Origin of the sequence: Dyadobacter bucti (assembly GCF_005869225.1) — a bacterium.
GTDB classification, from domain to species: Bacteria; Bacteroidota; Bacteroidia; order Cytophagales; family Spirosomataceae; genus Dyadobacter; species Dyadobacter bucti.
In genome coordinates, this window is sequence record NZ_SWFP01000002.1 from 141,188 (window position 1) to 153,556 (window position 12,369).

General features: G+C 45.1%; 12 protein-coding genes. 2 read left to right on the plus strand and 10 right to left on the minus strand.

Going from position 1 to position 12,369, the window contains the following annotated elements:
* Window positions 1-30: 30 nt before the first annotated feature.
* The 8 genes from FBF61_RS05870 to hisS form a co-directional block, all read right to left on the minus strand.
* A complete protein-coding gene (locus FBF61_RS05870; protein WP_138476278.1) occupies window positions 31-3,354 on the minus strand; it encodes a UvrD-helicase domain-containing protein in 3,324 nt (1,107 codons plus the stop codon).
* 116 nt (window positions 3,355-3,470) lie between these two features.
* Window positions 3,471-3,992, minus strand: coding sequence for a hypothetical protein (locus FBF61_RS05875; protein ID WP_138476279.1), 522 nt, complete (start codon window positions 3,990-3,992; stop codon window positions 3,471-3,473).
* 52 nt (window positions 3,993-4,044) lie between these two features.
* Complete coding sequence (gene hisC, locus FBF61_RS05880; protein WP_138476280.1) at window positions 4,045-5,118, minus strand: histidinol-phosphate transaminase; 1,074 nt, start codon at window positions 5,116-5,118, stop codon at window positions 4,045-4,047.
* A 48-nt stretch (window positions 5,119-5,166) separates the two neighbouring features.
* A complete protein-coding gene (locus FBF61_RS05885) occupies window positions 5,167-5,616 on the minus strand; it encodes an RES family NAD+ phosphorylase (RefSeq protein ID WP_138476281.1) in 450 nt (149 codons plus the stop codon).
* Window positions 5,616-6,044, minus strand: a complete 429-nt coding sequence (locus FBF61_RS05890) for an Xre family toxin-antitoxin system antitoxin (protein ID WP_138476282.1) — start codon at window positions 6,042-6,044, stop codon at window positions 5,616-5,618. Before FBF61_RS05890 ends, FBF61_RS05885 begins: the two co-directional genes overlap by 1 nt.
* Before the next feature lie 70 nt (window positions 6,045-6,114).
* On the minus strand, window positions 6,115-7,383 hold the full coding sequence (gene hisD / locus FBF61_RS05895; protein WP_138476283.1) for a histidinol dehydrogenase: 1,269 nt from the start codon (window positions 7,381-7,383) through the stop codon (window positions 6,115-6,117).
* Between the two features lie 37 nt (window positions 7,384-7,420).
* Window positions 7,421-8,284, minus strand: a complete 864-nt coding sequence (gene hisG / locus FBF61_RS05900) for an ATP phosphoribosyltransferase (RefSeq protein ID WP_138476284.1) — start codon at window positions 8,282-8,284, stop codon at window positions 7,421-7,423.
* A gap of 47 nt (window positions 8,285-8,331) precedes the next feature.
* Window positions 8,332-9,702: a histidine--tRNA ligase gene (hisS, locus tag FBF61_RS05905; RefSeq protein WP_138476285.1), complete on the minus strand. Its 1,371-nt coding sequence runs from the start codon at window positions 9,700-9,702 to the stop codon at window positions 8,332-8,334.
* 234 nt (window positions 9,703-9,936) lie between these two features.
* On the opposite strand from hisS, the gene FBF61_RS34490 reads away from it, so the two are divergent.
* Window positions 9,937-10,089 (plus strand): hypothetical protein, encoded by a 153-nt coding sequence (locus FBF61_RS34490; RefSeq protein WP_166444435.1) that lies wholly within the window; start codon window positions 9,937-9,939, stop codon window positions 10,087-10,089.
* A gap of 35 nt (window positions 10,090-10,124) precedes the next feature.
* Here FBF61_RS34490 and FBF61_RS05910 read toward each other — a convergent pair whose 3' ends face one another.
* Window positions 10,125-10,499: a hypothetical protein gene (locus FBF61_RS05910; RefSeq protein WP_138476286.1), complete on the minus strand. Its 375-nt coding sequence runs from the start codon at window positions 10,497-10,499 to the stop codon at window positions 10,125-10,127.
* A 58-nt stretch (window positions 10,500-10,557) separates the two neighbouring features.
* On the opposite strand from FBF61_RS05910, the gene FBF61_RS05915 reads away from it, so the two are divergent.
* The gene (locus tag FBF61_RS05915; protein WP_138476287.1) at window positions 10,558-11,331 is read left to right on the plus strand and encodes a class I SAM-dependent methyltransferase; all 774 of its coding nucleotides are present in this window, start codon (window positions 10,558-10,560) and stop codon (window positions 11,329-11,331) included.
* A 14-nt stretch (window positions 11,332-11,345) separates the two neighbouring features.
* Here the strand turns inward: FBF61_RS05915 and FBF61_RS05920 are convergent, their stop codons facing one another.
* Window positions 11,346-12,356, minus strand: a complete 1,011-nt coding sequence (locus FBF61_RS05920; protein ID WP_138476288.1) for a glycosyltransferase family 2 protein — start codon at window positions 12,354-12,356, stop codon at window positions 11,346-11,348.
* Window positions 12,357-12,369: the final 13 nt, after the last annotated feature.

The following is a 12,369-nucleotide window of genomic DNA, read 5'->3' on the forward strand; positions in this document are numbered from 1 at the left end:
TAGGCTTTTTCTTCGATTTTTTGAATCAAATCAGGCAGTTACCCACTCAACCATTTCATGCTCTAATGTCACCAGTACCCCCTTTGCAGGTTTTCCCTGTTCCTGATATGCTCTGATCAACTTTTTAAGATGCTTTTTGGGTGCTTCCAGGCTGCTTCCCCCCACAAAAGACATAAATACAAATTCTCCGTCCGGTATCTGAACGAGTCTGTCAATATGCAGCATTTTACCGCCCGGCATCAATAGTTCCTTGTTGATTTGAAGGGTTACATTGTCAGCATACAGAAGCCGTAAAGCGGGATCGCTGAGCAGGGAATCCGTTTGCGCAGCCACCTGCGATCCTTCCGATCTTGTAAAAATCCCTTCAGCTACAAGTTTCTCAATCGCCTGAGGCAAATCTGAGATCGTCTTTAGTCTCGTCAGCAGGTAACGGATCCGCTGTATGCGGTCATGGCGGGGTTCAAAAGTCTGCACATCAAAAATCCGGTCTGCCATCCTGCGCAATCTCAGCGACTCCGTCCGGTCATTGCTCAGGATTTCTTTCATCACAAAGGGTTGTGCGTCCGAACGTAAATGGGCATGTTTGCATATATCATCTCCATCAGAAATCACATATACGGATTCGGTTTCATTCCAGGCAGGAACGAAATCCTGGCGGTCGAGATAATCATGCAGCCAGTTACTTACCAACTGCCCGGACTCCCATTTTCTCTCGCGTTTTGCCAATATATACAAACGCTGCACAGGGCGCGTAAATGCAACATATAACAGGTTCAGATTTTCTACCAGTGTTCGAGATCGCTCTTCATCATATTGATCGGCAATCGCTGTAATCCCCAGGTCCTTCACGACTGAAACCATGGAGCTTCTCAGCTTTTTATTCAGGTAGTTGGGTTGATTACCAAGTGTAAGTTCCTCGTAATCTACGTGATCCAGATCTATCCAAAGCCTGTCCAGCTTGGCATTGGGTGTCACTTTCCAATGTGCGTATGGGACAATTACCACAGGATATTCCAGGCCTTTGGACTTATGTATGGTCGTAATCCGGATCGCGTCCGTTTCTTCGGGAATAGTAATCGAAAGCTTTTGCCTGGCTGATTCCCAATAATTCAGAAAATCCCCGAGATGGTTACTTTTACGGTTGCCGAATTCGAGTACGACATCCAGAAACCTGAACAGGTATTCATTTTCAAAATGGTTTTCAAATAACCCGAACTGCTCCATCAGCATTTCGCTGAGTTCAAATACCGAAAGCTGACGCATCCGGAATGCGGTGAGGCTGATATTCCACCGCTTGAAGTATTCCAGAAAAGTATCGAGCCCGCGTTCCTCGCAAAGTAACCGGATCTGCTCATACTCCGCAGCAGCAGGGTTTTCCCGTCTTACAACGTTATGAAACAGATAAGCCGCCTCGTACCTCGCCAGTCGGTGATCCGAACTTTGCAGCACCTTCATGAAAGAGACAATAAAATGCACCGACCGCGAGTACGCCAGTGAAAGCGCATCGTCAGATATCAACGGGTATCCGATCTCCTTTAACGCATTTGCCAGCGAAGTTGCCTCTTTTTTCCTACGGCAGAGAATAGCTATATCCCGCCAGTTGTAACCTTTTTCTCTTAATTCCGATACCAGTTCAAGAGAACGCCTGACAATGCTGTCATTTGAATTCTCATCCCCTGCTTCATCTGACTCACCCACGGCTTCCAGAAATTCGATCTGCACATGTCCACCCGACGGTACTTCCCCGGGAATTTCCTGCTGAAAATTCTCATCGAAAACATCGCGGATCAACTGGGACGAATTACCTGTCGTTTCAGATATGAACTGAAAGAATTTATTGTTGAAATCGGTTATCTCCCGGTGGCTCCTTCGGTTTATTTTAAGATGGTTAACGTGAAGATAGTTGTCCAGACTTCCTAACCGATCTTCATTATACGGACTGCTTCCCAGGACACTGGCCAGCTGCATCACCTGGTTTTGCGCGAGATTCAGGATCAAATCCATATCGCCTCCCCTGAACCTGTATATGGACTGTTTCGCATCTCCCACGATCAGGTTAAAATGTCCTCCCGAAAGTGCATTCTCGATCAAAGGCAGGAGGTTTGCGAATTGCAATTTGGAGGTATCCTGAAACTCGTCGACCAGAATATGGTTATACTTTTCGCCCAGCCTCTCAAAAATAAAGGGAACCGGCTCGCTGGCGACGATCTCAACAATTTTACGGTTAAAATCTGAAATATGGACCTGGTTGTTTTGTTTCAAAAGCGCATCAAATTCTTTTCTGATTTCACCCAGCAGCGACAGGTTGTAGATATGCCGGTCCAGCTGAATGTATAGTGTCACTTTCTCCGTTTCAGCCAGACGGATATTTTCGATCTGATGAAAGTAATTTTCAAGATCGGTCCTGACCTTTTCAATTTCATCTTTGATCAGTAGGGCCGTTTTCGCCCCATACCAAACTCCCTCGCCAATTGTTTTATATACGTATGAATTGGGTTCTGTCCAGATCTTCTTTCCTTCTGCCCTGTCTTTATAAAATCCATAGATCCCACGCCCGCCCTGGTGGAAATCTTTTTCTGTGAGGAAAGTAGACTGGATTAATTGCAAGGCGTTTTGTGCATGCCGGGTCAGTTTGGCCTCGGTTTCTTTGACAAAATCCCTCATCTGGTTCCTGATCACAATCCAGTCTTCCATTTTCAGGTCTGCTACCCGTTGCATTTGCAGGTAACTTTGTTCGCTGAGCAAAGTGCCCGATGTTTCCCTAATCTGCATGGGCAGAGTGCCCCAGCTTTTACCTTCCTCGGCATTTTCGCGGTAATATTTTTCGACAATATCCGTAAGGATTTCTTCGCCCTCCTGCCCTATTCTTGCCAATAAACGATCCACGGCCTCGTCCAGTAATTCCCTGTCAAGCTGCGTCTCAAAGACAAAAGGAATGCCTAGTTCATCGGTAAAGCTGCTGATTAGCCTTTGTGTAAACTTATCGATCGTCATCACCGAAAAATCGGAGTACCGGTGTAATATCTGCCTGAATACCAGTTGCGCACGCAGAGAGATCAATTGGCTTACTTCATCAAATAATACCTGGTTTCCGGCAGTTTCCGGATAGAGTTCGGTCACGACATCTTTCAGCATGGGATGCGGCGGCGCGTCTGAATTCGCAGCGTCAGAAAAAACCCGGAGCATTAATAAAATCCGGTCTTTCATTTCGTTGGCGGCTGCATTGGTGAACGTTACTGCCAGTATGTGCCTGAAGTAAGTGTCGGAATTGGAATGTAACGCCAGTTTTAAATACTCCTTGGTGAGTGTATATGTTTTTCCGGAACCTGCCGATGAGCTGTAAACTTTAAACACCTGGGATCAGAATTGAATGGTGATGACGAAAAACGCTTGAACTTTTAATGAATTTACATAAAAAAAGCAGGTTGATACCTGCTCTTCTTTATTTCAGATTGAATGACAAATGGATTTTATAAATTGAACCGGATCCCTGCGGAAATATTGGGGCTCAGATAAAACGGACGCGGTAGAAGCTCAACATAGGTGCCGCCTTCAAGGAAAACGGAAATGCGGTTGTCAGGAATATAATATTCAAAGCCACCTAATACCGAACCTCCTAGTGATATGTCTTTTTCATAGTTTGGGCTCAGTCTTTTCGGATATGATCTCCGGCTGTTGAGCTGGCCGCCCAATCCATAATATACATGCACTGCCTCTGAATTGAAAAGTGGGGTATGCCACAAATAATGCGCCTGAAGAGAAATTCCTGTGTTCTTGTATATTCCCTCGTCTCCCCTGTATTTACGGTCTTTGGACAAAATTCCACCGTAAGTGCCGATAGTTACATCGATCGCGTGGATGTTATTAAAGTATTTACGGATGTTGACGCCTGTCGGCTCGCCAAGTTTAAAACCAACTGCCCAGTTATCATATTGGGCATGGGCGAGTCCAAATGAAAGTGCGCAAATAACGGTGAGTGCTAATTTTTTCATAGTGAATTTTATCAGAGAAGTTTTTTTGGGGAACAGTTATTACCGGGGAATCCTAAACGATAACGCCTTTTTGCTGGTATTTTTTTAAAGTTTCGATTAAAACCTCGTTTTCCTCCTTAGTACCGACCGTAATTCGCAGACAGCCTTCGCACAAGTGCACACGGGAACGGTCACGGACAATGATAGTCTCATGGATCAGGTAATCCATGATCGCCTTCGCATCTTCAAATTGTACAAGTAAAAAATTCGCATCGGACGGATATATCTTTATCACCAACGATAAATCCTGTAACATGTTACACAGGGATGACCTTTCTTTAAGAATTTCAGCGACCATTTTATCTTTTTTGTCAACTGAATCCAGGCCTTCCAGCAATGCTTTTTGAGCAGGCAGGCTGATGTTATAGGGAGGTTTGATCTTGTTCAGTATTTTAACGATCTCGGCAGAAGCAAAGCACATTCCTACCCTGATACCCGCAAGTCCCCATGCTTTTGAGAAGGTCTGCAAAACAACCAGATTGGGGTATTTATCAAGATGTTGTATCCAGGTAGGTGTATCGGTGAAATCTACATAAGCTTCGTCCACGACGACCAGTCCGTTGAAATTTTCCAGAATAGTCTGGATCGCTTCATGCTGCATCACATTACCGGTAGGATTGTTGGGAGAACAAATCCAGATAATTTTGGTAAGTGGTGTAATCGCCGCGATCACAGATTCCGCATCAATCTGAAAATCAGTCGTTAAAGAAACCTTGTCGATCTTAACATCATGAATAGAAGCACTTACCTCATACATACCGTAAGTAGGCGGCATGATGATCACGTGATCCTGCCCGGGTGTACAGGTCGCGCGCGTCAGCAGATCGATCGGCTCATCGCTTCCGTTGCCGAGAAATATTCTTTCACTACTGATATTTTTCAGTGCTATCAGCTTCTGCTTTATTTCTGCCTGATAGGGATCCGGATACCGGTTATAATTTTCAGTGGTAGCGGATCCGTAAGGGTTTTCGTTAGCGTCCAGAAATATGCCTGTGTGCCCGGTATACTCGTCACGAGCGGAAGAATAAGGAGCCAGGGATATAATGTGAGGACGAAGGATTTTATTTAGATCAAAGGTATTACTCATGCTGTTCTGATTCCGGAAACAAGCCGGGCCGGTGCCGTAAGCTTGGTTTTATTTATTAAATAATCTTGTATCGAATTCAAATGGTTCCACATGTACCACTTTTATTGATTCCACATCCGGATGCAGCGGGTTCATCAGGTAGTTGTACTCTGAATTCACTACTACAGACGGTACCCGCATCAACAGGCTGCTCTTTTCTTTTAGCCAGGAATCTCCGGCAATTTTGCTCCAGTATTCATCTTCCTGCCAGTCGGGAGTAGTGTATATCGTGTGGGTATGGGCTAGTGTGTCGGGGACAAATATGACTACCACGACGTAATCAGGCGGTGGAGTAGTTTTTTGCCAGTGGACAAGTATTTCCAGCATGGCAAGCGAGCGGTGCGACGACGTGTAGAGCATCGCATTTCCGGGTGTGTTCCATCGCCCGCCATTGTAGTAAGCCCCTATTCCACTCAGGTCATTTTGATATTCCGACCGCGTGATCCTGAATAGCTCCATTATGCAAAAATACCATGTTCGATGCGCCCCAGCTCTGTTTTGATCAGGTCTATACCGGCATGTGTGCTAAGGAAATCAACCGGCTTCTTTTTGCCCAGGGCGGGAATCTCATTGTTCAGCCAATCCAGAAAGTATTCTTTGCTCAACACTCTTGTCCCTACCGAGAAAAGATCAGCAAGCGCGATCAGATGATCAGATACCACATTGCTTAACAGATCTATGTCGTTGTAGCGTTGCAGGTTTCTTGATGTTACCGGCAAAAGGGAAATTACATCTTTTACATCCATGCCTACTGAATCGGCCAAGTGTTGTATGGATGCTTTCGGCACTCCATTGGCCGCCAGATAAGCCAGATCAAAATCGTTTTTTACAGTGTGTTTGAGAATTCCGTAGCCGCCCAAACGCTCATTTACCATGTATGCTGTCATAAACTTGTTTTTTAAAGCTCTGGAAAATTGTCTCCAAATTTACGACATTTTTCGGGGTTTTATATTTTTTTCACAAAAGACTTTCCAATCTGATGGTAACTGCCTTTTTATGAGCCTCAAGGTATTCCGCTTCTGCCATTGTTTCTACTGTCGGCCCTATGTTTTTGATGCCTTCCTCTGTGATTTGCTGTACGGTTATTTTTTTCACAAAGCTGTCTACCGACACGCCGCTGTATGCTTTGGCATACCCATTCGTTGGAAGTGTATGGTTAGTTCCCGACGCATAATCGCCGCAGGATTCGGGCGTGTAGTTGCCCAAAAATATGGATCCGGCATTGATGATTTTTTCTGATACTTTTTCTGCATCGGCCACACTTAATATGAGGTGTTCGGCAGCATACTGGTTCAAAAGATCGATCGCATCCTCCTCGGATTCCAACAGTATGGCCTTGCTGTTATCCATAGACTGAGCTGCCAGATCCCGGCGGGGAAGCCTGTCCATTTGCGACCATAACGTCAGACGAACCGCCTCCAGCACCTTTTTGCTGGTCGAAACCAATAAAACCTGGCTGTCGGGGCCATGCTCGGCTTGTGACAAAAGATCCGCTGCTATAAACGAGGGAACTGCCGTATCGTCCGCATAAACCGCCACCTCAGACGGTCCGGCCGGCATATCAATCGCCACCCCTTCCTTACTGATCAGCATTTTAGCAGCAGTAACATACTGATTTCCAGGGCCGAATATTTTGTATACTTTGGGAACGCTTTCAGTTCCGTAAGCCATGGCAGCAATAGCCTGCGCGCCACCAATCCTGAAAGCCTTTGTAACTCCAACCAATTTCGCGGCATACAAAATCGCCGGATTGTCGGAAGGCGTACAAAGAACCACCTCCTTGCAACCAGCAATTTGGGCCGGAATTCCAAGCATCAAAACGGTACTGAATAAAGGTGCCGATCCACCTGGAATGTAGATACCCACTTTTTCAATCCCAACGCTACGCCGCCAGCAGGTTACACCAGGCATCGTTTCGATTTTTTCGGCAGGAAGCAACTGGGCTTTATGAAATTTATAGATATTCTGATAAGCCTGTTTTATCGCAACTTTTAACTCCTCATCCAGCTTACCTTCTGACTCGTCTATATCAGAGCTTGAAAAAGCAAGGTCAGTAAGTTCTGTTTTATCAAATTTCAGGGCAAGTTCCTTTATACCCTTATCACCTTCCACTCTGACTTTTTCCAGAATGGGCGCTACTTTTCCTTCTATGTCCCGGGCATCCTGCACCGGGCGGGCCAACAAAGAAGGCCATTGCTCTCTGTCCGGAAATGCAATAATATTCATATTTAATCGATCATATACCGGCAAGGGAGCCAGGTAATTACAAAATCATTTTTTCGATTGGTATCACCAAGATACCTTCCGCGCCAGCCTGACGGATTTTTTCAATATTTTCCCAGAATTCGTTTTCATTGATCACCGAATGCAGCGAGCACCAACCCTTGGTAGCCAGCGGCAAGATTGTCGGAGAACGCATTCCTGGTAAAAACTTGATGATATTATCAACTGCCTCAGTAGGGCAATTGAGCAGGATATACTTGTTATTCTTAGCAACCTGAACGGATTTGATCCGGAAAAGCAATTGATCCAGCAGGTTCTGCTGAGCCGCGGAAAGATGCTTGCTGGCGATCATCACAGCTTCCGAGCGGAAAATAGTTTCCACCTCCTTCAATCCATTGCTCAGCAATGTGCTTCCCGAGCTTACAATATCACATACTGCATCCGCCAGGCCGATGCTCGGTGCAATCTCTACCGACCCGCTTATTTCATGGATCTGCGCTGTTACATTATTCGATTTCAGATATTTACCCAACAAACGTGGATACGTAGTGGCTATGCTTTTTCCTTCCAGATCCTGCACACCAGCATAATCATGCTCTCTCAAAACACCTATTGAAAGCCTGCATTTTGAAAATCCAAGTTTATGAACCGTATCCACATCCCTGGCAGATTCCTCCGAAACATTTTCGCCTACAATACCCAAATGTGCGACGCCGTCTTCCACATAACCCGGAATATCATCGTCCCTTAAAAATAAAATCTCCGCAGGAAAATTGGTGGCGTCCGTTTTAAGCTTTCCGGCACCGTTATCAAACCGGATACCGCATTCTTTGATCAATTTTAAAGAATCCTCGCTTAATCTACCCGATTTTTGTATCGCAATCCTTAATTTATCTTGGTCCATATAATTGTTAAAATTCTATAATCAGTTTGACTCGTCCTCAGACCAGGTTATAATGCTGCGGACGTCAAATGTGTGATGATATCATCTGCACTCAACTTATGCTGCTCCCCGGTTTTCATATTTTTTAAAGTTAACAAGCCCGATTGCATTTCGTCGGAACCGATCAAAATAACAAAAGGGATGTTTTTCCGGTCGGCATAATCCAGCTGTTTCTTCAATTTTACTGAATCGGGATAAATTTCAGCGTTAATTTCCGCATTTCTCAGTTTCGGCAAAATGGACAATCCGTATTTGAAAGCGTCATTATCAAAATTGGAAATCATCACTTTGGTACTGGTCTTCTGACTTTCCGGAAAAAGGCCAAGCTCTTCCATCACATCATAAATACGGTCCACCCCAAGCGAAATCCCGACACCCGAAATACCAGGTACACCAAAAGTACCGGTGAGATTATCATATCGCCCGCCGCCTGAAATACTTCCGATCTGCACATTATTTGCTTTAACCTCAAAGATAGCCCCGGTATAATAGGAAAGCCCCCTCGCCAGGGTTACATCAAACTGGATTTTTGGATTTTCCAGCCCAAGAGTTTTTACCAACACCCAGACTTCCTCCAGCTCCTCGATTCCCTTCAACCCTATCTCCGAGCCGGAAAGTAAGCTTTTCAACTCGGCAAAAGGATCTCCCTCGCCGGATAGTGTAAAAATCGGATCGAGCAAAGTTATGCTGTCCGAAGAAAAACCTCGTTCCAGCAATTCTTCCACTACTTTATCCTTGCCGATTTTATCAAGCTTATCAATAGCCACGCAAAGCGGCCCTTCCATACCCTGCGCGCCGATCACATCAGCTATACCGGTCAGGATTTTCCGGTTATTGATTTTTACCGTAAAATCGGTGATTCCCAAAGCTGGTAAAATGTCATGCAGAAGCGTCACAATTTCTGCCTCGCAAAGCAGCGAATCCGTTCCTACTACATCGGCATCACACTGATAAAATTCTCTGTAACGCCCTTTCTGCGGACGGTCTGCCCTCCACACAGGCTGGATCTGGTAGCGTTTGAAAGGCATTACCAATGTTCCGCGGTTCATGACAACATAGCGTGCAAACGGAACTGTGAGATCGTAACGGAGGCCTTTTTCCGATATTTTGCTGGTCAGTGGCTTGTAACCTTCCTTCCAGTCGTCCTCGGTAAGCTTTCCGCTGAAGTCCCCGGAATTTAAAAGTTTGAACAAAAGCTGGTCACCTTCTTCTCCATATTTACCCATTAAAACCGAAAGGTTCTCAAAGGACGGAGTTTCCAGAGGAAGAAAGCCATAGCGTTGGAAAGAGCGCCGGATTGTATCAAAGATGAAGGTACGCTTTGCCATTTGTTCGGGGCCGAAATCTCGGGTCCCGCGGGCAAGGGATGGTTTACTCATTATTATAATTCTGTCAAATATGCACTGTCCGACCTTTGCTAAACTTTCGCTACCTGCAGGCTATCACATGCTGCAGGTAGCAATTAAATTAATGTCAGAATTGTAAAAAGTCAGCCACGAATGCCAACTAAACCGTAAAGTTAGGGCAGGTTATGCAATATTTGTGACTATTGTCTGCATTATTTACGCGAAAATCATTAATTTTGCGGCTCTTTAACAAAACAATATTTTACAATGGGAGTTACGGAATTAAAACGTAAAGGTCGTAGAAACAAGGCGGTAGCTAATAATCGTACAGCGAAAATCAAAGATCTTCTACGCAAGCCAGAGGTGCGCAATGTAGATGTTGAGGCAATTAAGGCTCAGTTTGAAGCTAATAAAAAATAAGTAGCCTCTACGAAGTGTTATTCAACTAGTCCCTGTCAATCTGTTTTGGTAGGGCTTTTTGTTTTTTTATCGGACTTCGTTTTCCGGTTTGACTTTGTATTTACTTTCCGTACAATCTGACGCATACTGCGACGTGTTTCCCGCCGGACATTCAACAGGATCCGAAAACGCAGCGCTTCGCCAAACAATATAAGCCCGGTATTGATCAGCACGAGACTGTACAATCCCAAAACCACCCAGACCTGCGTGGGCACGCCCGTCCGGCGCTGGTGAGCGGCCTCGCTGAGTACAGTAAGGCCAAAACTGAACATCAACAAGCCACATGGAGCAAGAATCATCCATTTGGTACGGGTTGACATTCGTTTGATCAGCTTTCTGCCAGGTGGTTTCGGGTCTATAGATGGGATCATGATTGTTTTTTCACTATTATATGATCCTAAAATTATTAATTTTTAATTAATTGGTTTAATGAAGGCCATTATAAGTTTAGTTTTAAGATATATCCCCCGCCCCTATCTACAGCTTGTCGGCCACTGGGTTGCCCGATTTTTAAGCATTTTTTATATCGGGAATCAGGTAGAATGTCCTGTATGCAGCAGCCGGTACCGGAAGTTCCTGCCATACGGACGAAATACTTCCAGTCGTGAAAACGCCCTCTGCCCTCATTGCCTATCTCTGGAAAGGCATCGTCTGATGGGTTTATATCTCAAAAGAAAAACCAACTTCTTCACAGCCGATCTCAAAGTCCTGCACGTTGCTCCGGAATACTGTTTCATCGATCGCTTCGAGCACATGAAAAACATCGACTATATCACCGCTGACATCGAATCGCCCCTGGCTAAGGTAAAAATGGATATTCACGAAATCCCTTTTGCTGAAAACACTTTCGATGTTGCCTTCTGCAACCACGTTATGGAACATGTGGACGATTACATACTGGCTATGAGCGAGTTGCACAGAGTTTTAAAACCAGGTGGCTGGGCATTGATCCAATCCCCACAGGACATGAAATACGAAACAACTTATGAGGATCCAACAATTACTGATCCGAAAGAGAGGGAAAAACACTTTTTACAAAATGATCATTTGCGGCTCTTTGGAAGAAATTATGGCCGTGAACTGGAAAAAGGGGGATTTACTGTGACAGAAGACAGGTTTGTGATGGACCAGCTTTCGAAAGAAGAAGTGAAGCGTTACGCACTGCCATCAGAGGAAATCGTCTATTTCTGTCAGAAGATCTAGAAACACACAATTCGTCAAGAAGGATATTCAATGGTCGCGCCGGTCTCCCGGTGCGATTTTTTTTCCCATATCCTTTTCCATCCCTCCTGTAAAAATCCGGTTCCGTAGCCGAAAAGCTGTACAAATGCAGCTGCAACACTAAGAAAAGCAACTTCAACGTTTTTGGTTTTACCCAAAGCATCTACGAAAAGAAGCGAAACATAGATCCCCAGCCCGATCAACCCGAGATAAAAAAAAGGCTCATAAACCAGCAGCCAGAGCGGTATACTGCAAACACCGAGCGTGAAAAGCAGCGGAAATGTATGGACCAGTTTCAATTCATCGGGATAAAACCGTCCGATATTGATACGTGCCCGGCCAAAGAATTTCAGCTGCTTAAAAAACGGGACAAAACCGGTCCTTCTTTTATGATAAATAAATGCCTCCGGAATCAAAGCTGACCGAAAACCCAAGCGGATCGCGGCGATACTGAACAAAATGTCTTCCCCCATCCTACTGGTAAGAAAACCGCCGGTCTGCTCCCAAACCTTGCGGGAAAGGCCCATGTTAAAACTTCTGGGATGAAACGTCCCTCCCATATTGTTCTTTTTCCCCCTTATCCCGCCAGTCGTGAACAATGACGTCATGGAATAGCTGATCGCTTTCTGAATCGGCGAAAACGACGGGTGATCCGTATCAGGACCTCCGTAGAGATCGACATAATCGGTGTCCAGCTTTTTATCGACGATGGCCAGATAATCAGGCTCGATCAGCGCATCCGAATCGAGAAGAATAAAATAATCGCCGGAAGCCCTTTCAAAACCATAGTTTCTGGCAAAACCCTGACCACCGTTTTCCTTATAAAAGTATTTGATGTCAAGCCTACTGCTGTAACCCGCCACAACAACATCCGCCTTTACTCTTGAACCGTCTTCCACAATAATTACCTCAAAATTCCTCACAGTCTGCCTGGACAGGCATTCAAGCAACTCCTGCAACTCGTCGGGACGGTTGTAAACGGGGATGATTATAGAATACTTGCGCATCGGTGCGTGAACA